The sequence below is a fragment of the Amycolatopsis pithecellobii genome, from assembly GCF_009707865.1.
GTDB classification, from domain to species: Bacteria; Actinomycetota; Actinomycetes; order Mycobacteriales; family Pseudonocardiaceae; genus Amycolatopsis_E; species Amycolatopsis_E pithecellobii.
The window spans coordinates 1-23068 of record NZ_WMBA01000053.1 but is presented as its reverse complement, the minus strand read 5'-3'; the positions used below and the strand labels follow the sequence as shown (position 1 = coordinate 23068).

Annotated in this window: 38 protein-coding genes; 35 read left to right on the top strand and 3 right to left on the bottom strand. The window is 67.5% G+C overall.

The features are described 5' to 3' along the window. Positions 1-116: 116 nt before the first annotated feature. The 35 genes from tuf (at position 117) to truA (ending at position 19857) form a co-directional block, all read left to right on the top strand. Complete coding sequence (tuf, locus tag GKO32_RS27740; RefSeq protein ID WP_312868635.1) at positions 117-1310, top strand: elongation factor Tu; 1194 nt, start codon at positions 117-119, stop codon at positions 1308-1310. Positions 1311-1607: 297 nt separating this feature from the next. Next, the gene (gene rpsJ / locus GKO32_RS27735; RefSeq protein WP_003883485.1) at positions 1608-1913 is read left to right on the top strand and encodes a 30S ribosomal protein S10; all 306 of its coding nucleotides are present in this window, start codon (positions 1608-1610) and stop codon (positions 1911-1913) included. A 31-nt stretch (positions 1914-1944) separates the two neighbouring features. Further along, complete coding sequence (gene rplC / locus GKO32_RS27730; RefSeq protein WP_154759854.1) at positions 1945-2601, top strand: 50S ribosomal protein L3; 657 nt, start codon at positions 1945-1947, stop codon at positions 2599-2601. Beyond that, entirely contained in the window at positions 2598-3281 is a 684-nt protein-coding gene (rplD, locus tag GKO32_RS27725; protein ID WP_154759853.1) for a 50S ribosomal protein L4, read from the top strand. Before rplC ends, rplD begins: the two co-directional genes overlap by 4 nt. Next, positions 3278-3589, top strand: a complete 312-nt coding sequence (rplW, locus tag GKO32_RS27720) for a 50S ribosomal protein L23 (RefSeq protein ID WP_312868634.1) — start codon at positions 3278-3280, stop codon at positions 3587-3589. Before rplD ends, rplW begins: the two co-directional genes overlap by 4 nt. Before the next feature lie 16 nt (positions 3590-3605). Then, positions 3606-4439 carry a 50S ribosomal protein L2 gene (rplB, locus tag GKO32_RS27715; protein WP_154759852.1) on the top strand — a complete coding sequence of 278 codons (834 nt, stop codon included), beginning with the start codon at positions 3606-3608 and terminating at the stop codon, positions 4437-4439. Between the two features lie 18 nt (positions 4440-4457). Then, on the top strand, positions 4458-4739 hold the full coding sequence (gene rpsS, locus GKO32_RS27710; protein ID WP_027940998.1) for a 30S ribosomal protein S19: 282 nt from the start codon (positions 4458-4460) through the stop codon (positions 4737-4739). A gap of 28 nt (positions 4740-4767) precedes the next feature. Further along, positions 4768-5184, top strand: coding sequence for a 50S ribosomal protein L22 (gene rplV, locus GKO32_RS27705; RefSeq protein ID WP_154759851.1), 417 nt, complete (start codon positions 4768-4770; stop codon positions 5182-5184). Positions 5185-5186: 2 nt separating this feature from the next. Then, entirely contained in the window at positions 5187-6038 is an 852-nt protein-coding gene (gene rpsC / locus GKO32_RS27700; RefSeq protein WP_312868632.1) for a 30S ribosomal protein S3, read from the top strand. 3 nt (positions 6039-6041) lie between these two features. Continuing rightward, entirely contained in the window at positions 6042-6461 is a 420-nt protein-coding gene (gene rplP / locus GKO32_RS27695) for a 50S ribosomal protein L16 (protein WP_312868631.1), read from the top strand. Next, the gene (gene rpmC, locus GKO32_RS27690; RefSeq protein ID WP_154759850.1) at positions 6461-6709 is read left to right on the top strand and encodes a 50S ribosomal protein L29; all 249 of its coding nucleotides are present in this window, start codon (positions 6461-6463) and stop codon (positions 6707-6709) included. Before rplP ends, rpmC begins: the two co-directional genes overlap by 1 nt. Further along, positions 6706-7017, top strand: coding sequence for a 30S ribosomal protein S17 (gene rpsQ, locus GKO32_RS27685; protein WP_154759849.1), 312 nt, complete (start codon positions 6706-6708; stop codon positions 7015-7017). The genes rpmC and rpsQ overlap by 4 nt, the downstream gene beginning before the upstream one ends. 86 nt (positions 7018-7103) lie before the next feature. Next, positions 7104-7472 carry a 50S ribosomal protein L14 gene (gene rplN, locus GKO32_RS27680; protein WP_091505022.1) on the top strand — a complete coding sequence of 123 codons (369 nt, stop codon included), beginning with the start codon at positions 7104-7106 and terminating at the stop codon, positions 7470-7472. Between the two features lie 2 nt (positions 7473-7474). Next, positions 7475-7789, top strand: a complete 315-nt coding sequence (gene rplX / locus GKO32_RS27675) for a 50S ribosomal protein L24 (RefSeq protein WP_091505021.1) — start codon at positions 7475-7477, stop codon at positions 7787-7789. After that, positions 7789-8352, top strand: a complete 564-nt coding sequence (gene rplE, locus GKO32_RS27670; protein ID WP_154759848.1) for a 50S ribosomal protein L5 — start codon at positions 7789-7791, stop codon at positions 8350-8352. The genes rplX and rplE overlap by 1 nt, the downstream gene beginning before the upstream one ends. Beyond that, positions 8352-8537, top strand: coding sequence for a type Z 30S ribosomal protein S14 (locus GKO32_RS27665; protein WP_091505019.1), 186 nt, complete (start codon positions 8352-8354; stop codon positions 8535-8537). Before rplE ends, GKO32_RS27665 begins: the two co-directional genes overlap by 1 nt. A gap of 79 nt (positions 8538-8616) precedes the next feature. Continuing rightward, a complete protein-coding gene (rpsH, locus tag GKO32_RS27660; protein WP_154759847.1) occupies positions 8617-9015 on the top strand; it encodes a 30S ribosomal protein S8 in 399 nt (132 codons plus the stop codon). Positions 9016-9031: 16 nt separating this feature from the next. Continuing rightward, complete coding sequence (gene rplF, locus GKO32_RS27655; protein WP_154759846.1) at positions 9032-9571, top strand: 50S ribosomal protein L6; 540 nt, start codon at positions 9032-9034, stop codon at positions 9569-9571. A gap of 2 nt (positions 9572-9573) precedes the next feature. Next, positions 9574-9975 carry a 50S ribosomal protein L18 gene (gene rplR / locus GKO32_RS27650; RefSeq protein ID WP_154759845.1) on the top strand — a complete coding sequence of 134 codons (402 nt, stop codon included), beginning with the start codon at positions 9574-9576 and terminating at the stop codon, positions 9973-9975. A gap of 31 nt (positions 9976-10006) precedes the next feature. Continuing rightward, entirely contained in the window at positions 10007-10651 is a 645-nt protein-coding gene (gene rpsE / locus GKO32_RS27645; protein WP_154759844.1) for a 30S ribosomal protein S5, read from the top strand. 1 nt (position 10652) lies between these two features. Further along, positions 10653-10838, top strand: a complete 186-nt coding sequence (gene rpmD / locus GKO32_RS27640) for a 50S ribosomal protein L30 (protein ID WP_020417566.1) — start codon at positions 10653-10655, stop codon at positions 10836-10838. Beyond that, positions 10835-11278 (top strand): 50S ribosomal protein L15, encoded by a 444-nt coding sequence (rplO, locus tag GKO32_RS27635; protein WP_154759843.1) that lies wholly within the window; start codon positions 10835-10837, stop codon positions 11276-11278. The genes rpmD and rplO overlap by 4 nt, the downstream gene beginning before the upstream one ends. An 84-nt stretch (positions 11279-11362) precedes the next feature. Then, positions 11363-11932 (top strand): hypothetical protein, encoded by a 570-nt coding sequence (locus GKO32_RS27630; protein ID WP_154759842.1) that lies wholly within the window; start codon positions 11363-11365, stop codon positions 11930-11932. A 182-nt stretch (positions 11933-12114) separates the two neighbouring features. Further along, a complete protein-coding gene (secY, locus tag GKO32_RS27625) occupies positions 12115-13422 on the top strand; it encodes a preprotein translocase subunit SecY (protein WP_312868647.1) in 1308 nt (435 codons plus the stop codon). Continuing rightward, positions 13419-13973 (top strand): adenylate kinase, encoded by a 555-nt coding sequence (locus GKO32_RS27620; protein WP_154759841.1) that lies wholly within the window; start codon positions 13419-13421, stop codon positions 13971-13973. Before secY ends, GKO32_RS27620 begins: the two co-directional genes overlap by 4 nt. A 16-nt stretch (positions 13974-13989) precedes the next feature. Then, positions 13990-14784 carry a type I methionyl aminopeptidase gene (gene map, locus GKO32_RS27615; RefSeq protein ID WP_154759878.1) on the top strand — a complete coding sequence of 265 codons (795 nt, stop codon included), beginning with the start codon at positions 13990-13992 and terminating at the stop codon, positions 14782-14784. Positions 14785-14986: 202 nt separating this feature from the next. After that, positions 14987-15208, top strand: coding sequence for a translation initiation factor IF-1 (infA, locus tag GKO32_RS27610; protein WP_004558881.1), 222 nt, complete (start codon positions 14987-14989; stop codon positions 15206-15208). Between the two features lie 33 nt (positions 15209-15241). Next, complete coding sequence (gene rpmJ / locus GKO32_RS27605) at positions 15242-15355, top strand: 50S ribosomal protein L36 (RefSeq protein ID WP_004558882.1); 114 nt, start codon at positions 15242-15244, stop codon at positions 15353-15355. A gap of 205 nt (positions 15356-15560) precedes the next feature. Continuing rightward, positions 15561-15941, top strand: a complete 381-nt coding sequence (gene rpsM, locus GKO32_RS27600; RefSeq protein WP_139095481.1) for a 30S ribosomal protein S13 — start codon at positions 15561-15563, stop codon at positions 15939-15941. Beyond that, positions 15938-16135, top strand: a complete 198-nt coding sequence (locus GKO32_RS27595; protein ID WP_154759840.1) for a hypothetical protein — start codon at positions 15938-15940, stop codon at positions 16133-16135. The genes rpsM and GKO32_RS27595 overlap by 4 nt, the downstream gene beginning before the upstream one ends. Before the next feature lie 19 nt (positions 16136-16154). After that, entirely contained in the window at positions 16155-16559 is a 405-nt protein-coding gene (rpsK, locus tag GKO32_RS27590) for a 30S ribosomal protein S11 (protein WP_154759839.1), read from the top strand. 23 nt (positions 16560-16582) lie between these two features. Then, complete coding sequence (rpsD, locus tag GKO32_RS27585; protein ID WP_154759838.1) at positions 16583-17188, top strand: 30S ribosomal protein S4; 606 nt, start codon at positions 16583-16585, stop codon at positions 17186-17188. A 91-nt stretch (positions 17189-17279) separates the two neighbouring features. Continuing rightward, positions 17280-18341 carry a DNA-directed RNA polymerase subunit alpha gene (locus GKO32_RS27580; RefSeq protein ID WP_312868630.1) on the top strand — a complete coding sequence of 354 codons (1062 nt, stop codon included), beginning with the start codon at positions 17280-17282 and terminating at the stop codon, positions 18339-18341. A gap of 47 nt (positions 18342-18388) precedes the next feature. Next, complete coding sequence (gene rplQ, locus GKO32_RS27575) at positions 18389-18961, top strand: 50S ribosomal protein L17 (protein ID WP_154759836.1); 573 nt, start codon at positions 18389-18391, stop codon at positions 18959-18961. 38 nt (positions 18962-18999) lie between these two features. Then, on the top strand, positions 19000-19857 hold the full coding sequence (gene truA / locus GKO32_RS27570) for a tRNA pseudouridine(38-40) synthase TruA (protein ID WP_312868628.1): 858 nt from the start codon (positions 19000-19002) through the stop codon (positions 19855-19857). A gap of 89 nt (positions 19858-19946) precedes the next feature. Here the strand turns inward: truA and GKO32_RS27565 are convergent, their stop codons facing one another. From GKO32_RS27565 to eccE, 3 genes are all read right to left on the bottom strand, one after another. Continuing rightward, positions 19947-20846, bottom strand: coding sequence for a DUF559 domain-containing protein (locus GKO32_RS27565; RefSeq protein WP_154759834.1), 900 nt, complete (start codon positions 20844-20846; stop codon positions 19947-19949). A 250-nt stretch (positions 20847-21096) separates the two neighbouring features. Beyond that, a complete protein-coding gene (locus GKO32_RS27560; RefSeq protein WP_154759833.1) occupies positions 21097-21819 on the bottom strand; it encodes a hypothetical protein in 723 nt (240 codons plus the stop codon). Beyond that, positions 21816-22979 (bottom strand): type VII secretion protein EccE, encoded by a 1164-nt coding sequence (gene eccE, locus GKO32_RS27555; RefSeq protein WP_312868646.1) that lies wholly within the window; start codon positions 22977-22979, stop codon positions 21816-21818. The genes GKO32_RS27560 and eccE overlap by 4 nt, the downstream gene beginning before the upstream one ends. Positions 22980-23068 lie beyond the last annotated feature (89 nt).

Genomic DNA, 23068 nt, shown 5'->3' with positions numbered 1-23068 from the left:
ACCCAACGCGGGCGCGAAAGGGGCCTCCCCTAAGGTCCGCACAACCGACCAGTACGAGTCGCTGTCCGACTAGCCACGTCGGCCGGTGAAAAGCAACAGTCCAGGAGGACATTCCAGTGGCGAAGGCGAAGTTCGAGCGGAGCAAGCCGCACGTCAACATCGGAACCATCGGTCACGTCGACCACGGGAAGACCACTCTGACCGCGGCGATCACCAAGGTTCTGCACGACAAGTACCCGGAGCTCAACGAGTCCCGCGCGTTCGACCAGATCGACAACGCGCCGGAGGAGAAGCAGCGCGGTATCACGATCAACATCTCGCACGTCGAGTACCAGACCGAGAAGCGTCACTACGCCCACGTGGACGCCCCCGGTCACGCGGACTACATCAAGAACATGATCACCGGTGCCGCCCAGATGGACGGCGCGATCCTGGTGGTCGCCGCGACCGACGGCCCGATGCCGCAGACCCGCGAGCACGTGCTGCTCGCCCGTCAGGTCGGTGTGCCCTACATCGTCGTGGCGCTGAACAAGGCCGACATGGTCGACGACGAGGAGATCCTGGAGCTCGTCGAGCTCGAGGTCCGCGAGCTGCTGTCCTCGCAGGAGTTCCCCGGCGACGACGCCCCGGTGGTCAAGGTCTCGGGCCTCAAGGCGCTCGAGGGTGACGAGAAGTGGGCTGAGTCGGTGCTCGAGCTCATGCAGGCCGTGGACGACAACGTGCCGGACCCGGTGCGTGACCTCGACCGCCCCTTCCTGATGCCGATCGAGGACGTCTTCACGATCACCGGCCGCGGCACCGTTGTGACCGGTCGTGTGGAGCGCGGCCAGGTCAACGTCAACGAAGAGGTCGAGATCGTCGGCATCAAGGAGAAGTCGCAGAAGACGACTGTCACCGGTGTCGAGATGTTCCGCAAGCTGCTCGACTCGGGCCAGGCCGGTGACAACGTCGGTCTGCTGCTGCGTGGTATCAAGCGTGAAGACGTCGAGCGCGGCCAGGTCGTCGTAAAGCCCGGCACCACCACTCCGCACACGGAGTTCGAGGGTTCGGTCTACATCCTGTCCAAGGACGAGGGTGGCCGGCACACGCCGTTCTTCAACAACTACCGCCCGCAGTTCTACTTCCGTACCACGGACGTGACCGGCGTGGTGACCCTTCCCGAGGGCACCGAGATGGTCATGCCGGGCGACAACACCAACATCAGTGTCTCGCTGATCCAGCCGGTCGCCATGGACGAGGGTCTGCGGTTCGCCATCCGTGAGGGTGGCCGGACTGTCGGCGCGGGCCAGGTCACGAAGATCATCAAGTGATTTCCACCCAGCCTCGGGGCCTATACACCCCCGAGGCTGGGTTGTGAAAGAGCGTGTGCGACACTAATTGGGTTGCTCGTCGCAGGGCGGCCGATTCTCGATGAGGATTCGGCCGCCCTGGCGCGAGTGGCCTGGGCCGGGCCTTCCCGGCGCGAAACCAGACCAACCGGCACGTCAACGATTCCGCCAAGGGATCAGTCTGCGGCCCCACGCCGACACGCCCGACCGCGTGGACCGGGTGAAAGCCAGCTGACGTGCGGAAATAGCGGCACAAGACGGTAAGGACGAGCTGCAACCATGGCGGGACAGAAGATCCGCATCAGGCTCAAGGCCTACGACCACGAGGCGATCGACGCCAGCGCGCGCAAGATCGTGGAGACGGTGACGCGCACCGGCGCCTCGGTCGTCGGACCTGTGCCGCTGCCCACCGAGAAGAACGTTTACTGCGTCATCCGCTCGCCGCACAAGTACAAGGACTCGCGCGAGCACTTCGAGATGCGCACGCACAAGCGTCTGATCGACATCCTCGACCCGACGCCGAAGACGGTCGACGCGCTGATGCGCATCGACCTTCCGGCGAGCGTCGACGTCAACATCCAGTAAGCGTTGGGCGAGCGGCGGAGATAAGAGACTCATGTCTGACAGGGAAGTGAAGGGCATCCTGGGCACCAAGCTCGGCATGACCCAGGTCTTCGGCGAGGGCAACCGGATCATCCCGGTGACCGTCGTGCAGGCCGGGCCGAATGTCGTCACCCAGGTGCGCACCAAGGACAACGACGGCTACGAGGCCGTGCAGCTGGCGTTCGGCGCCATCGACCCGCGCAAGGTCAACAAGCCGCGCACCGGGCACTTCGACAAGGCCGGGGTCACCCCGCGCCGTCACGTCGCGGAGCTGCGCACCGCCGACGCGGGCAGCTACGAGGTCGGCCAGGAGATCACCGCTGAGGTGTTCCCCGCCGGTTCGCGCGTCGACGTCACCGGCACCAGCAAGGGCAAGGGCTACGCCGGTGTCATGAAGCGCCACGGTTTCAAGGGCCAGGGCGCGAGCCACGGTAACCAGGCCAAGCACCGCGCCCCCGGCTCGATCGGTGGCTGCGCCACCCCGGGCCGTGTGTTCAAGGGTCTGCGGATGGCCGGCCGGATGGGGCACGTCAAGGTCACCACGCAGGGCCTGACCGTGCACGACGTGCGCGCCGACGACGGCCTGCTGCTGATCAAGGGCGCCGTCCCCGGCCCCAACGGCAGCCTCGTGTTCGTCCGGACCGCCGCGAAGGGTGGTGCGACCGCATGACCAGCGTGGAAATCAAGACCCCGGCCGGTGCCGCGGAAGGCACCGTCGAGCTCCCCGCGGAGATCTTCGACGTGCAGGCCAACATCCCGCTGATGCACCAGGTCGTGGTGGGCCAGCTGGCCGCCGCCCGCCAGGGCACGCACGACACCAAGACCCGCGGTGAGGTCTCCGGTGGCGGCAAGAAGCCGTACCGGCAGAAGGGCACCGGCCGCGCCCGTCAGGGTTCGACCCGCGCGCCGCAGTTCACCGGCGGTGGTGTCGTGCACGGCCCCACACCGCGCGACTACAGCCAGCGCACCCCGAAGAAGATGAAGGCCGCCGCCCTGCGTGGCGCCCTCTCCGACCGGGTGCGCAACGGTCAGCTGCACGTCGTGACCGAGCTGGTCAACGGCGAGCAGCCGTCCACGAAGGCGGCCAAGGCCGCGATCGCCGCGATCACTCAGGCCAAGCGGGTGCTGGTGGTGCTGAGCCGGGACGAGCAGCTGTCGTGGCTGTCGGCACGGAACCTCAGCTACGTGCACCTGATCCACCCCGACCAGCTCAACACCTACGACGTGCTGGTCAACGACGACGTCGTGTTCACCAAGGCGGCCTACGACGCGTTCGTCGCCGGCCCCGCCAAGGGCAAGGGCGTCAAGGCGTCGGCCACCTCCGGTGAGCTGGAAGGGAGTGACCAGTGAGCAGCGTGGCGATTCCCGACCCGCGTGACATCCTGCTCGCGCCGGTGATCTCCGAGAAGTCCTACGGGCTGCTCGAGGACCACAAGTACACGTTCATCGTGCGCCCGGATGCCAACAAGACCCAGATCAAGATCGCCGTCGAGCAGGTCTTCGGGGTCAAAGTCACCAGCGTGAACACGCTGAACCGGCCGGGCAAGCGCAAGCGGACCCGCTACGGCTTTGGCAAGCGCAAGGACACCAAGCGCGCCATCGTGACGCTGTCCGCCGAGAGCAAGCCGATCGAGATCTTCGGCGGACCCGCCGCGTAAGGGACGGAAGCTGACAATGGGTATTCGCAAGTACAAGCCGACGACCCCGGGCCGTCGTGGCTCGAGCGTGTCGGACTTCGCCGAGATCACCCGGTCGACGCCGGAGAAGTCGCTGCTGCGCCCGCTGAGCAAGACCGGTGGCCGCAACGCGTCCGGCAAGATCACCACGCGGCACAAGGGTGGCGGCCACAAGCGGGCCTACCGGCTCATCGACTTCCGCCGCCACGACAAGGACGGCATCCCGGCCAAGGTCGCGCACATCGAGTACGACCCGAACCGGTCCGCTCGCATCGCGCTGCTGCACTACGCCGACGGCGAGAAGCGCTACATCATCGCCCCGAACAACCTCAAGCAGGGCGACAAGGTCGAAGCCGGCCCGCGCGCCGACATCAAGCCGGGCAACAACCTGCCGCTGCGCAACATCCCGGTCGGCACCGTGGTGCACGCGATCGAGCTCCGCCCCGGTGGCGGCGCGAAGATCGCCCGCTCCGCCGGCGCCAAGGTGCAGCTGGTCGCCAAGGACGGGCCGTACGCCCAGCTGCGGATGCCCTCGGGCGAGATCCGCAACGTGGACGTGCGCAACCGCGCCACCGTCGGCGAGGTCGGCAACTCCGAGCACCAGAACATCAACTGGGGCAAGGCGGGCCGTAACCGCTGGCGTGGCAAGCGCCCGACCGTCCGTGGTGTCGTGATGAACCCGGTCGACCACCCGCACGGTGGTGGTGAAGGCAAGACGTCCGGTGGTCGCCACCCGGTGAACCCGAACGGTAAGCCCGAGGGCCGCACGCGCCGCCGCAAGCCGTCCGACAAACTGATCGTCCGCCGCCGGCGTACCGGCAAGAAGCGCTGAGCAGGGAGGTAGAAGAACATGCCGCGCAGCCTGAAAAAGGGCCCGTTCGTGGACGACCACCTGCTCAAGAAGGTGGACGCACTCAACGAGTCCGGCAAGAAGACGGTGATCAAGACGTGGTCCCGCCGGTCCACGATCATCCCCGACATGCTGGGGCACACGATCGCCGTGCACGACGGCCGCAAGCACGTCCCGGTGTTCGTCACCGAGGCGATGGTGGGTCACAAGCTGGGCGAGTTCGCCCCGACGCGGACCTTCAAGGGCCACATCAAGGACGACCGCAAGTCGCGCCGCCGCTGACGCGCGCACCGAGAAGAGGAACTAACGAATGAGTGCCCAGTCAAACGCTACGGCCGAGGAGCTTCCCACGGCCTACGCGCGGGCTCGCTTCGTCCGGGACTCGCCGATGAAGGTGCGCCGGGTGATCGAGCTGATCAAGGGTAAGAACGCCCAGGAGGCGCTGGCCATCCTGCGGTTCGCGCCGTTCGCGGCGAGCCAGCCGGTCGCGAAGGTGCTCGCCAGCGCCGTCGCGAACGCGGAGAACAACCTGGACCTGGACCCGGAAACGCTGTGGGTGAAGAACGCCTACGCCGACGAGGGCCCGACGCTCAAGCGCATCCGTCCGCGTGCCCAGGGGCGCGCGTACCGGATCCGCAAGCGCACCAGCCACATCACGGTTGAAGTGGAGTCCCGGCCGGACTCTTCGAAGGCCAAGAAGAGCGGTAAGAGGAAGGGTGGCCGGTAGTAGTGGGCCAGAAGATCAACCCGCACGGCTTCCGGCTCGGGATCACCACGGACTGGAAGTCCCGCTGGTACGCCGACAAGCAGTACGCGGAGTACGTGGCCGAGGACGTCAAGATCCGCAAGCTGCTCTCCACCGGTATGGAGCGCGCCGGGATTTCCAAGGTCGAGATCGAACGGACCCGTGACAGGGTTCGTGTGGATATCCACACCGCCCGGCCGGGCATCGTCATCGGCCGCCGCGGTGCGGAGGCCGACCGGATCCGTGGCGCGCTGGAGAAGCTGACCAAAAAGCAGGTGCAGCTGAACATCCTCGAGGTGAAGAACCCCGAGGCCGACGCCCAGCTCGTCGCGCAGGGTGTCGCGGAGCAGCTGTCCAACCGCGTGGCGTTCCGTCGCGCGATGCGCAAGGCGATCCAGACCTCCATGCGCTCGCCGCAGGTCAAGGGCATCCGCGTGCAGTGCGGTGGCCGCCTCGGCGGTGCCGAGATGTCGCGGTCGGAGCACTACCGCGACGGCCGGGTCCCGCTGCACACGCTGCGTGCCGACATCGACTACGGCTTCTTCGAGGCCCGCACGACGTTCGGCCGCATCGGCGTCAAGGTGTGGATCTACAAGGGTGACATCGTCGGTGGCCTCAAGGCCAAGGCGGAGCGGGACAACGCGGCGGCCGCCGAGCGCGCCCCGCGCCGCGACCGTCCGTCGCGCCCGCGCCGGTCCGGTGCCTCGGGCACCACGCCGACCTCCACCGAGGCCGGGCGCGCCGCCGCTGCCGCCGCGAAGAACGACAGCGACGTCGCGACCAGCGAAGCCCCCGCGCAGGGGCAGCCGGCCGCGGCAGAGAAGACGGAGGGCTGAGGCGTGCTCGTCCCACGCAAGGTCAAGCACCGCAAGCAGCACCACCCGAAGCGCACCGGCGCCGCCAGTGGCGGCACGAAGGTGACCTTCGGCGAGTACGGCATTCAGGCGCTTGAACACGCTTACGTGACCAACCGGCAGATCGAGTCCGCTCGTATCGCCATGACCCGGCACATCAAGCGTGGCGGCAAGATCTGGATCAACATCTTCCCGGACCGCCCGCTGACCAAGAAGCCGGCGGAAACCCGCATGGGTTCCGGTAAGGGTTCGCCGGAATGGTGGATCGCCAACGTCAAGCCGGGCCGCGTCATGTTCGAGATGAGCTTCCCGAACGAGGCGACCGCCCGTGAGGCGCTGCGCCGCGCGATCCACAAGCTGCCCATGAAGTGCCGCATCGTGACCCGTGAAGGCGGTGAGTTCTGATGGCGAAGGCCGGAGTCGCTCCGTCGGAGCTGCGTGAGCTCACCCAAGAGGAGCTCGTGCTGCGCTTGAAGGAAGCCAAGGAGGAGCTGTTCAACCTCCGTTTCCAGATGGCCACCGGGCAGTTGGACAACAACCGTCGGCTGCGCACCGTGCGCACCGACATCGCGCGGATCTACACGATCATGCGTGAGCGGGAGCTGGGCCTGTCGGTCGCTCCCGATGGTGAGAACGAGGAAGGTGCGGCATGAGCGACGCCGAACAGCTTGCAGACGAGCAAGCGCAGAAGCCGGTGCGTTCTCAGTCGGGTCGTAACTACCGCAAGGTCCGTGAGGGCTACGTCGTCTCGGACAAGATGGACAAGACGATCGTGGTCGAGCTCGAGGACCGCAAGAAGCACCCGAAGTATCCGAAGGTCGTCCGCACCACCAGCAAGGTGAAGGCGCACGACGAGGAGAACAGCGCCGGCGAAGGCGACCGCGTGATTCTCATGGAGACCCGCCCGCTGTCGGCCACCAAGCGGTGGCGGCTGGTGCGGATCGTGGAGAAGGCCAAGTAAGCGGGGCTCCGCCCCATCCGTTCCGCCAGGCTCGCGCACTGAGACATTCAAAAGCATGAGAACCGGCGAGACATACAGGAGTTGACGTGATCCAGCAGGAGTCGCGACTGCGAGTCGCCGACAACACGGGTGCCAAGGAGATTCTGTGCATCCGCGTGCTCGGCGGTTCGGGGCGGCGCTACGCGGGTATCGGCGACATCATCGTCGCCACCGTTAAGGACGCCATCCCGGCTGCCGGGGTGAAGAAGGGTGACGTGGTCAAGGCCGTCGTCGTCCGCACGGTGAAGGAGCGGCGTCGCCCGGACGGCTCCTACATCCGGTTCGACGAGAACGCCGCGGTGCTCATCAAGAACGACAACGAGCCGCGTGGAACCCGCATTTTCGGGCCGGTCGGCCGTGAACTGCGCGACCGGAAGTTCATGAAGATCATCTCGCTGGCTCCGGAGGTGCTCTGACCATGAAGGTCAAAAAGGGTGACACGGTCGTCGTCATCTCGGGCAAGGACAAGGGCGCCAAGGGCAAGGTCATCCAGGCCTACCCGGACCGCCAGCGGGTCCTGGTCGAGGGCGTGAACCGGATCAAGAAGCACACTCGGATCACGCAGACGCAGCGCGGCGCGCAGTCCGGCGGCATCGTGACACAGGAGGCGCCGATCCACGTGTCGAACGTGATGGTCGTCGACTCCGACGGCAAGCCGACCCGCGTCGGCTACCGCATCGGCGAGGACGGCAAGAAGGTTCGCATCTCGCGCCGGACCGGTAAGGACATCTGATGACGACAGCGGAGAAAATCGTGCCGCGGTTGAAGACCCGGTACCGCGAGCAGATCAAGCCCGAGCTGCAGAAGGAGTTCTCCTACTCCAACGTGCACCTCATCCCGGGCGTGGTGAAGATCGTCGTCAACATGGGTGTCGGCGACGCCGCGCGGGACAGCAAGCTGATCGAGGGCGCCATCAAGGACCTGACGGCCATCACCGGCCAGAAGCCCGAGGTGCGCAAGGCTCGCAAGTCCATCGCGCAGTTCAAGCTGCGTGAGGGCCAGCCCATCGGTGCCCGCGTCACGCTGCGCGGGGACCGGATGTGGGAGTTCCTGGACCGGCTGCTGAGCATCGCGCTGCCGCGTATCCGTGACTTCCGCGGGCTTTCGCCCAAGCAGTTCGACGGCAACGGCAACTACACGTTCGGTCTCAACGAGCAGTCGATGTTCCACGAGATCGACCCGGACGCCATCGACCGCCCCCGCGGTATGGACGTCACCGTTGTCACCACCGCTACCACCGATGACGAGGGCCGCGCGCTGCTTCGCAAGCTCGGCTTCCCGTTCAAGGAGAACTGATGGCCAAGAAGGCTCTCATCGCCAAGGCGGCCCGCAAGCCCAAGTTCAAGGTGCGTGCGTACACCCGCTGCAACCGCTGCGGCAGGCCGCACTCGGTGTTCCGCAAGTTCGGGCTGTGCCGGGTGTGCCTGCGCGAGATGGCGCACGCGGGCGAGCTGCCGGGCGTGTCCAAGTCCAGCTGGTAATCCAAGAACTTCTCAAGGCTCCCACTTCGCCACAGGCCCCCGGGCGGGGGAACCAGGCGAGAAAGGTTGACAGGTCACCATGACGATGACCGACCCGATCGCAGACTTCTTGACTCGTCTGCGCAACGCCAACTCGGCGTATCACGACGAGGTCGTGCTGCCCCACTCGAAGCTCAAGCAGAACATCGCGGACATCCTCAAGCGTGAGGGTTACATCGCGGGCTTCCGCTCGGAGCCGGGTGAGAAGCACAAGAACCTCGTGGTCGAACTGAAGTACGGCCGTAACCGCGAGCGCAGCATCGCGGGCCTGCGCCGGGTGTCCAAGCCCGGTCTGCGGGTCTACGCCAAGTCGACCGAGCTGCCCAGCGTGCTCGGCGGCCTCGGCATCGCGATCATCTCGACGTCGGGCGGTCTGCAGACCGACCGGCAGGCCAAGCGCAACGGAGTGGGCGGGGAAGTCCTCGCCTACGTCTGGTGAGGAAGGGAGTCCAGGCATGTCACGCATCGGAAAGCTGCCGATTCCCGTCCCTTCCGGGGTCGAGGTGAACATCGACGGCCAGAGCATCTCGGTCAAGGGCCCCAAGGGCACCTTGTCGCACACCATCGCCGTGCCGATCACCGTCGAGCGGGACGAGGACGGCACCCTGCAGGTCAAGCGGCCGAACGACGAGCGGGATAGCAAGGCCCTGCACGGCCTCACCCGGACCCTGGTGAACAACCTGGTCGTGGGTGTGACCGAGGGCTACGAGAAGAAGCTCGAGATCCACGGCGTCGGTTACCGCGTCCAGGCCAAGGGCAGCAACCTCGAGTTCGCCCTCGGCTACAGCCACCCGGTGCTCATCGAGGCGCCGGAGGGCATCACCTTCAAGGTGGAGAGCCCGACCCGGTTCTCGGTCTCCGGTATCGACAAGCAGAAGGTCGGCCAGACGGCCGCGGTGATCCGCAAGCTGCGCCGCCCCGACCCGTACAAGGGCAAGGGGCTGCGTTACGAGGGCGAGCGCATCCGTCGCAAGGTCGGAAAGACGGGTAAGTGATCATGAGCGACACTGCAACCACCAAGCGGAAGCCGGTCGGCAAGGACGCCTCGACCCGGCGCCGCGTCGCGAAGGCGCGCCGTCACTTCCGGCTCCGCAAGAAGATCAATGGCACCGACCAGCGGCCCCGGCTGTCGGTCAAGCGGTCCTCGCGCCACATCTATGTCCAGCTGATCGACGACCTCGCCGGCCACACGCTGGCAGCGGCGTCGACGATGGAGGCGGACGTGCGTGCCGTCGAGGGCGACAAGAAGGCCAAGGCCGCCAAGGTCGGCGAACTGGTCGCGGCCCGTGCGAAGAACGCGGGCATCACGAATGTCGTGTTCGACCACGGTGGCAACGGCTACCACGGTCGCATCGCGGCGCTGGCCGACGCCGCCCGCGAGGGCGGGTTGGAGTTCTAGAGATGCACATCGAGAACGGAAGGAACGCCTGATGCCGGGACGTACACGGCAATTCGGCGGCGGGCAGGGCGGTCCGGGCGGCCAGGGCGGTAACGACCGCGGCGACCGCCGGGACCGCAGGGACCGTCGCGACAGTGGCCGTGGCGGGGCCGGCCAGGACAAGACCCCGCACCTCGAGCGCGTAGTCGCGATCAACCGTGTCGCCAAGGTCGTCAAGGGTGGTCGCCGGTTCAGCTTCACCGCGCTGGTGGTCGTCGGTGACGGCGACGGCCAGGTCGGTGTCGGCTACGGCAAGGCCAAGGAGGTGCCCGCGGCGATCGCCAAGGGTGTCGAGGAGGCGAAGAAGAACTTCTTCCGCGTGCCTCGGATCGGCGGCACCATTCCGCACCCCATCCAGGGTGAGGACGCCGCCGGTGTCGTGCTGCTCCGCCCGGCCAGCGCCGGTACCGGTGTCATCGCCGGTGGCCCGGTGCGTGCGGTGCTGGAGTGCGCGGGTGTGCACGACGTGCTCTCGAAGTCGCTCGGCAGCGACAACGCGATCAACATCGTGCACGCGACCGTGGCGGCGTTGAAGGGCCTGCAGCGTCCGGAGGAGGTGGCGGCCCGTCGTGGCCTGCCGCTCGAGGACGTCGCCCCGGCGCGCATGCTGCGCCAGCGGGCGGGACAGGGGGTCTGACATGGCTCAGCTCAAGGTCACCCAGGTCAAGAGCAAGATCGGGACGAAGCACAACCACCGGGAATCGCTGCGGACCCTCGGCCTGCGCAAGATCCGCCAGTCCGTCGTCCGGGAGGACACTCCCGAGGTTCGCGGCCTGATCCACACGGTGCGGCACCTCGTAACCGTTGAGGAGGTCAAGGCATGACCGCCATCAAGATCCACGACCTGCGGCCCGCCCCCGGCGCCAAGCGCGACAAGATCCGGGTCGGCCGTGGTGAGGGCTCGAAGGGCAAGACCGCCGGCCGCGGTACCAAGGGCACCAAGGCACGCAAGAACGTGCCTGCCGGGTTCGAGGGTGGGCAGATGCCCATCCACATGCGGCTGCCGAAGCTGCGTGGCTTCAAGAACCGGTTCCGTACGGAGTACCAGCCGGTGAACGTGGGCGACATCGCCCGGGTGTTCGCCGAGGGCGGCACCGTGTCCAAGGAGGAGCTGGCCGCTCGCGGCCTCGTCCGCAAGGGCAAGCTGGTGAAGGTGCTGGGCAACGGCGACGTCAGCGTCAAGCTGGACGTCACCGCCGACGCCTTCTCCGCCTCCGCCAAGGAGAAGCTCGAAGCCGCCGGTGGCTCTGTCACCGTGGCCTGACGTTTCACATCGGACGGCCCGCCGGGAATCCCCGGCGGGCCGTTTCGTTTTGTCCGGACTCGGCCGGGGTGCCACGATCGACCTATGACGGAGGGGGAGCCGGGAGAGGAGCCCAGGCAGCCATCGTGGTACGGCAGGCGGCTGCTGGGTGCGCTCGCGGCCACTGCGGCCGCGGCGCTCGCCATCACGGGTTCGTTCCTGCCCCTGGTGTCGGGGGAGCTGGATGTGCCGGGCCGCGCGGTCGTGACGGTGTCGATCACCGGCTGGAAGCTCACCACCAGCGGCGGCCTCGCGACGGTGGCCGGCGCGGCGCAGAACGGTTACCCGCTGGCGGTCTCCGGTGCCTTCCTGATCATCGCCGCGGTGCTCGGGCTCGTCGCGGCGGTGCGGAACATGCCGGGTGGCGCGAGGGCACTGGCCGTGGTGTCCGGAGCGGTCGCGGCGGCGTTCCTCGCCGGGGTCGTGGCCACCATCGCCGTCGAGGCGGCGAACCTGCTCGCCAGTTTCCAGCCGGCAGGTGTCGCCGGTTTCGGCGTGCACGCCGAACTGGGCGTGGGCTTCTGGCTCGAGCTCGCCGCGGTGGCGCTGGCGATCGCCGCGGTGGTGCTCGCGGCACTGCCGGTGCGCGCCGATCCTGGGCTTTTCCGCGGGTAAAGGCCACCTGCGGTGAGGCGGGCCCGCCGTCGCTGTTAGAGTCGGCAGCACGCTGCCGGACAAGTCTGTCCTGTAGCGTTCCTGGCTTGCCCGCCAGGCAGTTGTGTCCTGCCGACCACCCCGCGGTCGGCCAAGCCGATCACTGGCGATACCCCGCCGGTGACGCCGAGGAGGTCCCCCGCGTGCTCAGCGCCTTCCGCTCGGCTCTCGCTACGCCGGACCTGCGCAAGAAGATCCTGTTCACGTTGATGATCGTGGCCGTCTACCGGATCGGTGCGGTCACGCCGGCGCCCGGGATCTCCTACCCCAACGTGCAGGCCTGCGGAGCGCAGGCCGACTCATCGGGCATCTACTCGTTGCTGAACCTGTTCAGCGGTGGCGCGCTCCTGCAGCTGTCGATTTTCTCGACGGGCATCATGCCGTACATCACGGCGAGCATCATCGTCCAGCTGCTGACCGTCGTCATCCCGCGGTTCGAGGAGCTGAAAAAGGAAGGCCAGGCCGGGCAGAACAAGCTCACCCAGTACACCCGGTACCTGACGATCGCACTGGCGATCCTCCAGGCCACCGGTGTGGTCGCGCTCGCCGACCGCGGTCAGCTGTTCCCGAACTGCACCCAGTCGATCATCCCCGACAACAGCGTCTGGGCACTGGCGATGATCGTCGTGACGATGACCGCCGGCACCGCGGTGATGATGTGGCTGGGTGAGCTGATCACCGAGCGCGGTGTCGGCAACGGCATGTCGGTGCTGATCTTCCTGAACATCGCGGCCCGCATCCCGGCCGAGGGCATCAACATCCTCAACAGCCAGGGCGGCATCGTCTTCGCTCTCGTCTGTGTGTTCGGCCTGGTCATCATCGCCAGCGTCATCTTCGTCGAGCAGGGGCAGCGCCGGATCCCGGTGCAGTACGCCAAGCGCATGATCGGCCGCCGGATGTACGGCGGGACCTCGACCTACCTGCCGATCAAGGTCAACCAGGCCGGTGTCATCCCGGTCATCTTCGCGTCCTCGCTGCTGTACCTGCCGGACCTGATCAGCAGGCTCGTCGGCAACCCCACCAGCGCATCGGGCTGGCAGGCGTTCCTGCAGAACTATGTGGTCAACCAGGGCAACTGGGTCCACATCGTGCTGTACTTCGCGTTGATCATCTTCTTCACGTACTTCTACATCACGATCACGTTCAACGTGGACGAGCGTGCGGAGGAGATGAAGAAGTTCGGTGGCTTCATCCCGGGCATTCGCCCCGGCCGCCCGACCGCTGAGTACCTGAGCTTCGTGCTGGGCCGGATCACCCTGCCAGGGTCGATCTACCTCGGCATCATCGCGATCCTGCCGAACTTCTTCCTTTCGATGACCCAGCAGGGCAACAACCAGAGTTTCCCGTTCGGCGGGACGGCTGTGCTGATCATGGTCGGTGTCGGCCTCGACACCGTGAAGCAGATCGAAAGCCAGCTGATGCAGCGCAACTACGAAGGGTTTCTGCGATGACGCGTCTGGTTCTTGTCGGCCCGCCCGGAGCGGGGAAGGGCACCCAGGCGGACGCGCTTTCCCAGCGGCTGTCGATCCCGCACATCTCGACCGGCGATCTGTTCCGCAGGCACGTGTCCGAGGGGACGCCGCTGGGCGAGGAGACCAAGCGCTACCTGGACTCGGGCGAACTGGTTCCCGACGCGGTGACCAACGAGATGGTGCGCGAGCGGCTGGCCGAGCCCGACGCGGCGGAAGGTTTCCTGCTCGACGGGTTCCCCCGCAACACTGCGCAGGCCGAGGTCCTCGGCAAGCTGCTGGCCGAAAGCGGCCTCGAGCTCGACGCCGTGATCCAGCTCGAGGTGCCTGAGGACGTCGTGGTGAACCGGCTGCTCTCGCGTGGCCGCTCGGATGACACGGAGGACGTCATCCGCCGTCGCCAGCAGGTGTACTGGTCGGAGACCGCGCCGCTGCTGGACTACTACCAGGACATCCTGATCAAGGTCGACGGCGTCGGTGACATCGACGAGATCTCCTCGCGAGTGCTGGACGCGCTGCGCGTCCGCCGGTGAACACCAGGTGTTGAGACTGCTGCGAAGGCGCAACGCGATCGAGGTCAAGACCCCGGCCCAGCTCGAGGCGATGCGGGCCGCGGGTCTGGTCGTGCGGCGCGCGCTGACGCTGGTGACCGAGGCAGCGAAGCCCGGCGTCAGCACGGCCGAACTCGACGAGCTCGCCGAGCAGACCATCAGGGACGCCGGTGCGGTGCCCTCGTTCAAGGGCTACCACGGTTTCCCCGCTTCGATCTGCGCCTCGGTGAATGAGCAGATCGTGCACGGCATCCCGGCGAAGACAACAGTGCTGGCTGACGGTGACCTGATCTCGGTCGACTGCGGCGCCATCCTCGACGGCTGGCACGGCGACTCCGCGGTCACGCTCGCCATCGGTTCGGTGTCCGCGGCCGACGTGGCGCTGTCCGCGGCCACCGAGGCCGCCATGTGGGCCGGGATCAGTGCCGCGGTACCCGGGGCGAAGCTCACCGACATCTCCTACGCCGTGCAGAGCTCGGCCGATGCCGCCTCGGCGGCCAGCGGGCTCGGCTACGGCCAGATCGTCGAGTACGGCGGCCACGGCATCGGTCGCGAAATGCACATGGACCCGTTCCTGCCGAACGTCGGCAAGCCGGGGAAGGGCCCGCGCCTCGAAGTCGGCGTGACACTGGCGATCGAGCCGATGCTCACCGCCGGCACGAACGAGACGATCGAGCTGGACGACGGCTGGACCGTGGTCACCGCGGATGGTTCCCGCGCCGCCCACTGGGAACACACCGTCGCCGTCACGGCCGACGGTCCCTGGGTTCTCACCGCCGCGGAACAAGACTGAGCAAACGCTCGTTTAACACACGTCACCCCGCCTCGCACGGTGCGACACGGGGTGCGTAAACTGTCTAGCTGGCGTACTCAGCACGCCGGGTCCAGCGCGCTCGTGAAAATATTTGCGGCTTTGGGGTCGGGGTGTCGTGTGTGCCGGCACCATTCAGGCAGGCAAAAACGGTGCTCAGCCATTATCACGAAACGCGGAGGACATGGCTAAGAAAGACGGGGCCATCGAGGTCGAGGGTCGCGTGGTCGAGCCACTCCCCAACGCGATGTTTCGAGTCGAGTTGGAGAACGGCCACAAGGTCCTGGCCCACATCAGTGGCAAGATGCGGCAGCACTACATCCGCATCCTGCCGGAGGACCGGGTCGTCGTGGAGCTTTCGCCCTACGACTTGTCCCGTGGTCGCATCGTCTACCGCTACAAGTGATGACGGTGAGCAACGCATAAGGAAGCAGGAGACGTGAAGGTTCAGCCGAGCGTCAAGAAGATCTGCGACAAGTGCAAGGTGATCCGCCGTCACGGCCGGATCATGGTGATCTGCGAGAACCTGCGTCACAAGCAGCGTCAGGGCTGATCGCGCACTCCGCGGAGCGGATTGACAGCGAAGACAACCTCCCCGTACCTGCCGGGCCGCACCAGCGGCACGGCACACCCCCGGACTCCAGGCCGGGGCCGGGACACCACCCGCGAAAGCGGTTGGCACGACAGCGAGTCGGTCCCGGGACCGGACGGGGAGCACACCTGGAGCGAGAAGACACCACGAAGGAGTAACAGCCGACATGGCACGACTCGCCGGCGTAGACCTCCCCCGCGAGAAGCGGTTGGAGATCGCGCTGACCTACATCTACGGCATCGGCCGTACCCGCTCGAAGGAGCTCATCGCGGCTTCGGCCCTGAACCCGGACACCCGGGTGCGGGACCTGTCCGACGACGACCTCGTCAAGCTGCGTGACTACATCGAAGAGAACTTCAAGGTCGAGGGTGACCTCCGCCGCGAGGTGAACGCCGACATCCGGCGCAAGATCGAGATCGGCACCTACCAGGGGCTGCGGTGGCGGCGCGGGCTTCCCGTCCGCGGTCAGCGCACCAAGACCAACGCCCGTACCCGCAAGGGGCCGAAGAAGACGGTCGCCGGCAAGAAGAAGGCTGGCAAGAAGTGAGCGTCCAGGGCAAGAAGGTCGTGCGGCTCGGCGGTCAGCGCCTTTCCCGCACGTCGTGCGTATCGCCGAAGGCTCTCTACGCCCGCCCGATGGCGCTGCGTGACCTGTACACCGACGCCGGTTCCGTGATCCGGCGCGGCCAGCAGGAAGCGCGCATCGCCGCTGCTGCCGAGCGAACCGACAACTCGCGCTAACGAGGAGAAGCACCCCCACATGCCACCCAAGGCTCGTACCGCCGGGGCCAAGAAGGTCCGGCGGAAGGAAAAGAAGAACGTGGCCCACGGCCACGCGCACATCAAGAGCACGTTCAACAACACCATCGTGTCGATCACCGACCCGACCGGTGCGGTGATCGCGTGGGCCTCCTCCGGCCACGTCGGGTTCAAGGGCTCGCGTAAGTCCACCCCGTTCGCCGCGCAGATGGCGGCCGAGAACGCCGCCCGCAAGGCAGCCGAGCACGGCATGAAGAAGGTCGACGTGTTCGTCAAGGGTCCCGGTTCCGGCCGGGAGACGGCGATCCGCTCGCTGCAGGCCGCCGGTCTCGAGGTCGGCACCATCCAGGACGTGACCCCGCAGCCGCACAACGGTTGCCGCCCGCCCAAGCGGCGCCGGGTCTGAGGAACGGGGAGGAGTAAGAACACATGGCTCGCTACACCGGCCCCGCGACTCGTATCTCGCGGCGTCTCAAGGTCGATCTCATCGGCGGCGACCAGGCTTTCGAGCGTCGCCCCTACCCGCCCGGCCAGCACGGCCGCGGCCGGGTCAAGGAGAGCGAATACCTGCTGCAGTTGCAGGAGAAGCAGAAGGCCCGGCACACCTACGGCATCCTGGAGCGGCAGTTCAGCCGCTACTACAAAGAAGCCGCGCGCCGCACCGGCAAGACCGGTGAGAACCTGCTGCAGATCCTCGAGTCCCGGTTGGACAACGTGATCTACCGGGCAGGTATCGCACGCACCCGCCGGCAGGCCCGGCAGCTGGTCAGCCACGGCCACTTCCTGGTCAACGGCGTCAAGGTGAATATCCCCAGCTACCAGGTCGAGAAGTGGGACATCATCGACGTGCGGCCCAAGTCGCTGCAGTCGCTGCCCTTCGTCGCCGCCAAGGAAGCCTTCGGCGACCGGCCGATCCCGGCCTGGCTGCAGGTCGTGCCGTCCAACCTCCGTGTCCTGGTGCACCAGCTCCCCGAGCGCGCCCAGATCGAGGTTCCGGTGCAGGAACAGCTGATCGTCGAGTTCTACTCGAAGTGATCAATGGCGGCGGCGCGTCCCATGCGCGCCGTCGCTTCGCCACCCCTTTCGGCGTCATATGGCGGGCGCCGGCAGGAAAGGAAACAAGAAAGTGCTGATTTCACAGCGACCGGCCCTCGGCGAGGAGCCGATCAACGAGACCAGGTCCCGGTTCACCATCGAGCCGCTGGAGCCGGGCTTCGGCTACACCCTCGGCAACTCGTTGCGGCGCACGCTGCTGTCGTCCATCCCGGGCGCGGCGGTCACGAGCATCCGCATCGACGGGGTGCTGCACGAGTTCACCACCGTCCCCGGGGTGAAGGAAGACGTCACCGACATCATCCTGAACCTCAAGGAACTGGTCGTCTCCTCCGAGGAAGACGAGCCGGTCACCATGTACCTGCGCAAGCAGGGCCCCGGTGAGGTCACCGCGGCGGACATCGTGCCGCCGGCGGGTGTCACGGTGCACAACCCGGATCTGCACATCGCCTCGCTGAACGGCAAGGGCAAGCTCGAGATCGAGCTCGTGGTCGAGCGCGGCCGCGGGTACGTGCCTGCCCTGCAGAACAAGCAGGCCGGTGCCGAGATCGGCCGGATCCCGGTGGACTCGATCTACTCGCCGGTGCTCAAGGTGACGTACAAGGTCGAGGCGACCCGTGTCGAGCAGCGCACCGACTTCGACAAGCTGATCCTGGACGTGGAGACCAAGCCGTCGATCACGCCCCGGGACGCGGTGGCGTCGGCCGGTAAGACGTTGGTGGAGCTGTTCGGTCTCGCCCGCGAGCTGAACGTCGACGCCGAGGGCATCGAGATCGGCCCGTCGCCGCAGGAGGCGGACACCATCGCCGCCTACGCGATGCCGATCGAGGACCTGGACCTGACGGTCCGGTCGTACAACTGCCTCAAGCGCGAAGGTATCCACACGGTGGGCGAGCTCGTCTCGCGCAGCGAGGCGGACCTGCTCGACATCCGCAACTTCGGCGCCAAGTCGATCGACGAGGTCAAGCTGAAGCTGGTGGGTCTGGGCCTGTCGCTCAAGGACAGCCCGCCCGGGTTCGACCCGACGGCCGCCGCCGCCAGTTACGACGGCGAAGGCTGGTCCGACAGCGTCGACGGGATTTCCGATGCTGGCCACGACGACGGCCAGGACTACGCAGAGACGGAGCAGCTGTAGGCGGCTCCTGAGCTGCCGTCAGCTGTGAAGCTGAACGAGGAGAAGCAATGCCCACCCCCACGAAGGGCCCCCGTCTCGGTGGATCGCCTGCGCACGAGCGGTTGATTCTGGCGAACCTGGCCACATCGCTGTTCGAGCACGGCAAGATCACCACCACCGAGGCCAAGGCCCGCCGGGTCCGTCCGCTCGCCGAGAAGCTGATCACCAAGGCGAAGCGGGGCGACCTGCACAACCGGCGCCAGATCCAGCGGGTCATCCGCGACAAGGACGTGGTGCACAAGCTGATCGCGGAGATCGGCCCGTTCTTCGAGGACCGTCCGGGCGGGTACGTCCGGATCACCAAGACGATCCCGCGCAAGGGCGACAACGCCCCCATGGCGGTCATCGAGCTGGTGTCCGAGAAGACCGTGACCGCGGAGGCCGAGAAGGCGCGCAACACCCGGTTCGCCAAGGACGAGGCGAAGGCTGAGGTTACCGAGGCTCCCGAGGCTCCCGCCGAGGAGACCCCGGATCAGGACGCGGAGGCTCCGGTCTCGGCGACCACCGAAGCCACCGCGGAGCCCGCTGAGGGTGCCGCTGAGGAAACCCCTGCCACTGAGTCCAAAAAGGACGAATCCTGACGGCGGATTCCGGTCCAGGCAACGAGCCCGCTTCTCCCGTGAGGGAGGGCGGGCTCGTTCGTCTGCGCCTTGACCTCAGCTACGACGGCACAGATTTCTCCGGCTGGGCCCGGCAGCCCGGGCGCCGCACGGTGCAGGGACTGCTCGAAGAGGCGCTGGCCAAGCAGCCGCCGGGGGAGTCGGTGCCGCGGTCTGTCGTGGTGGCGGGCCGGACCGATGCCGGGGTGCACGCGTCCGGCCAGGTCGTGCATGTCGACGTGGTGCCGTTGCGGACGGCCACCGGGCGGCTCGCGGTGGACGAGCACGGGATTCCCGATCTGGCGCGCATGTGTCACCGGTGGAACCGGTACCTGCCGGGGGATGTGCGGGTGTTGTCGGCACGCGTGGCGCCCTCGGGTTTCGATGCACGATTTTCCGCTGTGCGGCGCCACTACCGGTACCGCGTTTCGGACGCGCCGTGGGGCGTGGATCCGTTGCTACGACGGGACACTCTCGCATGGGGCCGGACGCTGTCGGTGGACGCGCTGAACGAGGCGTCCGGGATGTTGCTGGGGCTGCGGGATTTCGCGGCGTTCTGCAAGCAACGTGAGGGCAGCACGACGATCCGCGAGCTGCAGCGGTTCACCTGGCGCCGGTTGGACACGCATCTCGTCGAGGCGCAGGTTTCCGCCGACGCCTTCTGCCATTCGATGGTCCGCAGCCTCGTCGGGGCCGTGCTCATGGTCGGCGACGGCCGCCGTCCACCCGATTGGCCCGTTTCGGTGTTGCGCAGCCGGATCCGGGACAGCGCTGTCGCACCGCCGCACGCCTTGACTCTCGTGGCCGTCGACTACCCCCCGGACGAAGAACTCGCGTCCCGCGCCGACCAAACCCGCGCCATCCGCAACCCCCCCTAACCGCGAGTCGCACGTTCCGCGTGGCCGAGTCGCGCGTTCCGTGTGGCCGAGTTGCGCGTTGCGTGTGGCCGAGTTGCGCGTTGCGTGTGTCACGCCGGAAGCCCGCGGTGCCGAAATGCCGCCCTGATGTCCGCGATGAGCCGGCTCGGATCTTTCAGATCATCGACGTCGGCACGAATGATCAGCCAGCCGCGTCGACGCAGATCTTCGTCTCGGGCGGCGTCGCGCGTTTTCCGGTTCTTGTGTGCCTCGTAGCCGTCGTACTCTCCACCGATCCGCAGCTCATGCCATGCGAAGTCGAGCCGGTAGACGTCGCGACCGTCCAGATCGGTGATCACATACTGCGGTATGGGAGCCGGCAGGCCGGCATCGACGATCGCCAGCAGTATCGAGCTCTCCATCGGCGACTCGGCGAGTCCCGTCGCGAGGTCCAGCAACGCCAAGCCTTGTTGCCGTCCTCGAGGATCTCGCCGGTTGCGGATCCGTTCCTCGGTCCAAGCGCGGCACTCGGCCCGCTCGATGGCCGGCAGCAGCGCCAGAGCTTGGTCCGCACAGGCGATTGCCGTGCGGCGATCGGCCCGGCACAGCACCTGGGCGAGCGCCATGTCGAGCGCGTGTACTCGCAGCCCGTGGAGCTCGGTGATGTCCTGTGCGTCCACGGATCCGTGATGGATCAGCACTCCGGTGTGATCACGGCCTCGGCGGAAGTACGGCAGGGTCACGTGGATAGGTGCGGTGCGGGCCGCCGAGCACCCGTGTAGCGCCAGCGCACTCTCGCCGCTGAGAACCGCGTGCGGCCCCGCGAAGAGCAGGGCGGCCGCAGCTCGGGTATGAAACTCCGCGAGCCGTTTCGAGTCGATCACGATGTCCTTCGAGAACACGGTGAGCCGACGATTCGCGAGGGCGACGCGAAGCGCGTGCGGGCTGAGCACGCGACGTATTTCGGTGCGGGTGTAGGCGCCGTGCAGCCCTTCGGGTAACGCGACCATGCCTCCGACTTTGGTGGCCGGACGCACGGCATGCACGTGACATCCGCGAATCTGTGGACAACCAACACCGATGTGGATAAACCGCGCGACCGGAACGCTCAACTCGCGCGACCGGACCGCTCAACTCGCGCGACGGGAACGCTCAACTCGCGCGACGGGAACGCTCAACTCGCGCGACGGGAACGCGCAACTCGCGCGACGGGAACGCGCAACTCGCGAGGGCCCAACGCTCAACTCGCGCGGGTGGGGGTTAGTCGCCGCGGCGGACGGGGCCGAGTAGGTGTTGTTCCTGTTGGGTGGTGACCAGGCGGAGCGGGCGCCACAGGTTGGCGCCCAGCGCCACGACCTGATCGTCCTTGAGGGTGGTCAGCTGGCGCATCATCTGCGGTGGCAGCCGCCAGATCCGCGCCGCCAGCTCGGACTGGCCGACCGGCAGCCGCTGCATCAGGACGATGTCCGCGGCGTTCGCGATGGTGGCTGCCTGCGGGTGCAGGTACGGCAGCACGTACACCGTCGTCTGCCACGGCGAGCGCGGCGGGAACAGGTCCTGCGGGGTCGGCCCGCCATCGGTCACCACGAGCAGCGGCGCGTCCTCCGATGGCCGGGGCAGTTCGACCGGTGCCAGCCGGCGGATCTGCACCAGGGGCGACGGTCCTCCGTTCGATCCGCTGCCCGCGGCCTGTGGCAGTACCTGCCACGCTGCCGGCCGACCGGTCGCGATGACCACCCAGGCGCCGACCGCCATGGCACGCAGCGACACCTGCCGGGCAAGGTATAGACCACCGACGAGCACGATCCGCGTTGGCGTCGCCCGCAGTGCCGAGATCGTCAACGGTTCGCCGTTCAGCCCGGAGCCCACGACGATGCCGCCGCGATCGCCGGACGGGCTGATCGCGTCGAGCAGTTTCGGGTCCACAGTGAACTCCGGCGCGACACCGTTGTTCCGTCCCGGATCACGCAGCCTGAGGCTCATGCCGTGCCTCCCATCGGGAGAGTCGCGGCCAGACCCTCGATTTGCAGGCCCCGCAACGGAATCAGCGACACGCCGACCCGTCCGGCCAAAGTGGACAGACGGCTGTCGGCGGCGTCGAGCTCGCGCGGATTGCGTGCGCTCATCCGGACCACACCGCGCAGCCCGATCTGCCCCTCGTCGTCGGACGGCGAGATCGACAGCGCCACGGTCGCCGACAACGCCCGTACGCTGGTGAGCGCGTTGAGGCTGTTCGTGATCTTGCCCTTCGGCCAGCCGGTGATCGCGTAGCTGGCGTGGCCGATCCCCGCCGCCGTCGCGCTCGTCCAGTGCTCGCGCAACGCGATCCGGCCCTCGCTGCCGGCGACCGCGGTCAACTCGGCCGCGGAAATCCCGGCGCGCAACAGCTCGTCAGGATCCAGCGGGCGGGTCGGCACCCCGCGTGATTCCAGCGCATTGCGCACCCGGGAGAGCGCGCCGATCAACGCCCGGTGTGCGCCGACGACGCCGCCACCACGTTCCCGCACCGCCGCGGGGCAGCGCCGCGGGTCGAGCCGGATCGCCACCCAGGTCGTGCGCCGGGCGGCCGCGGGCAGCGGGCCCAGCACCTCCATGTACGAGGTGAGTGCGGGCGATTCCGACGGCAGCGCCGCGCTGCCGGGGTAGGTGTGCCAGATCGCCTGAATGGAGTCGAGCACCACGCCGCGGTCTTCGAGGCACGGCGCGAGCGCGGACAGCGGCAGGCTCGGCGCGCCACCCGCCTGGGTGATCAGCGCCGGGGCCGGCTCGACCAGCAGCACGGCCGTCCAGGTGCCGTCATGCCAGGCCAGGCCCACCTGCTGGCGCTCGTGATCGGTGCCGTGCGCCACCACCAGATCCGGCACCACCAGGCGCAGCAGGCTGACCCGCGCGTCCTCCGGCCCGGTGACCGACTCGTCCTGGTTCGGCTCGACGTTCGGCGGCGGTGGGGTCGCGGTGTGGTCGTGCGAGCGGAACAGGTAGCGCAGGGTCAGCCCGAACCACTCGGTGAACCACTTGCCACGCCAGCGAAGGAGCGCGATCACCAGCGCCGCGGCGGTGATCCCGATGCCCACGTACAGCAAGGACTTGTCGATCGCGAGCAGGATCAGGCCGATCGCGAGCCCGACTTCGAGCACGACCACACCGCGACCCCACCGCCGCCGAACGTCGAGCCGAACCAGGACGAGTCGGTCACCGGGCCGGAGGACGCGCGGGTCAGCCTGCTGCGCCT

Excerpts from the sequence above, each read along its gene's own strand:
- rpsM (WP_139095481.1), top strand. The coding sequence starts at position 15,561 with ATGGCACGACTCGCCGGCGTAGACCTCCCCCGCGAGAAGCGGTTGGAG.
- rpsQ (WP_154759849.1), top strand. The coding sequence starts at position 6,706 with ATGAGCGACGCCGAACAGCTTGCAGACGAGCAAGCGCAGAAGCCGGTG.
- rplC (WP_154759854.1), top strand. The coding sequence starts at position 1,945 with ATGTCTGACAGGGAAGTGAAGGGCATCCTGGGCACCAAGCTCGGCATG.
- rpsH (WP_154759847.1), top strand. The coding sequence starts at position 8,617 with ATGACGATGACCGACCCGATCGCAGACTTCTTGACTCGTCTGCGCAAC.
- rpsD (WP_154759838.1), top strand. The coding sequence starts at position 16,583 with ATGGCTCGCTACACCGGCCCCGCGACTCGTATCTCGCGGCGTCTCAAG.
- GKO32_RS27630 (WP_154759842.1), top strand. The coding sequence starts at position 11,363 with ATGACGGAGGGGGAGCCGGGAGAGGAGCCCAGGCAGCCATCGTGGTAC.
- rpsS (WP_027940998.1), top strand. The coding sequence starts at position 4,458 with ATGCCGCGCAGCCTGAAAAAGGGCCCGTTCGTGGACGACCACCTGCTC.
- rplQ (WP_154759836.1), top strand. The coding sequence starts at position 18,389 with ATGCCCACCCCCACGAAGGGCCCCCGTCTCGGTGGATCGCCTGCGCAC.
- rpsE (WP_154759844.1), top strand. The coding sequence starts at position 10,007 with ATGCCGGGACGTACACGGCAATTCGGCGGCGGGCAGGGCGGTCCGGGC.
- rplE (WP_154759848.1), top strand. The coding sequence starts at position 7,789 with ATGACGACAGCGGAGAAAATCGTGCCGCGGTTGAAGACCCGGTACCGC.
- rplR (WP_154759845.1), top strand. The coding sequence starts at position 9,574 with ATGAGCGACACTGCAACCACCAAGCGGAAGCCGGTCGGCAAGGACGCC.
- GKO32_RS27665 (WP_091505019.1), top strand. The coding sequence starts at position 8,352 with ATGGCCAAGAAGGCTCTCATCGCCAAGGCGGCCCGCAAGCCCAAGTTC.
- GKO32_RS27620 (WP_154759841.1), top strand. The coding sequence starts at position 13,419 with ATGACGCGTCTGGTTCTTGTCGGCCCGCCCGGAGCGGGGAAGGGCACC.
- GKO32_RS27565 (WP_154759834.1), bottom strand. The coding sequence starts at position 20,846 with ATGGTCGCGTTACCCGAAGGGCTGCACGGCGCCTACACCCGCACCGAA.
- GKO32_RS27560 (WP_154759833.1), bottom strand. The coding sequence starts at position 21,819 with ATGAGCCTCAGGCTGCGTGATCCGGGACGGAACAACGGTGTCGCGCCG.
- rplD (WP_154759853.1), top strand. The coding sequence starts at position 2,598 with ATGACCAGCGTGGAAATCAAGACCCCGGCCGGTGCCGCGGAAGGCACC.
- infA (WP_004558881.1), top strand. The coding sequence starts at position 14,987 with ATGGCTAAGAAAGACGGGGCCATCGAGGTCGAGGGTCGCGTGGTCGAG.
- rpsJ (WP_003883485.1), top strand. The coding sequence starts at position 1,608 with ATGGCGGGACAGAAGATCCGCATCAGGCTCAAGGCCTACGACCACGAG.
- rplB (WP_154759852.1), top strand. The coding sequence starts at position 3,606 with ATGGGTATTCGCAAGTACAAGCCGACGACCCCGGGCCGTCGTGGCTCG.
- rplF (WP_154759846.1), top strand. The coding sequence starts at position 9,032 with ATGTCACGCATCGGAAAGCTGCCGATTCCCGTCCCTTCCGGGGTCGAG.
- rpsK (WP_154759839.1), top strand. The coding sequence starts at position 16,155 with ATGCCACCCAAGGCTCGTACCGCCGGGGCCAAGAAGGTCCGGCGGAAG.
- rplV (WP_154759851.1), top strand. The coding sequence starts at position 4,768 with ATGAGTGCCCAGTCAAACGCTACGGCCGAGGAGCTTCCCACGGCCTAC.
- rpmC (WP_154759850.1), top strand. The coding sequence starts at position 6,461 with ATGGCGAAGGCCGGAGTCGCTCCGTCGGAGCTGCGTGAGCTCACCCAA.
- rplO (WP_154759843.1), top strand. The coding sequence starts at position 10,835 with ATGACCGCCATCAAGATCCACGACCTGCGGCCCGCCCCCGGCGCCAAG.
- rplX (WP_091505021.1), top strand. The coding sequence starts at position 7,475 with ATGAAGGTCAAAAAGGGTGACACGGTCGTCGTCATCTCGGGCAAGGAC.
- rpmD (WP_020417566.1), top strand. The coding sequence starts at position 10,653 with ATGGCTCAGCTCAAGGTCACCCAGGTCAAGAGCAAGATCGGGACGAAG.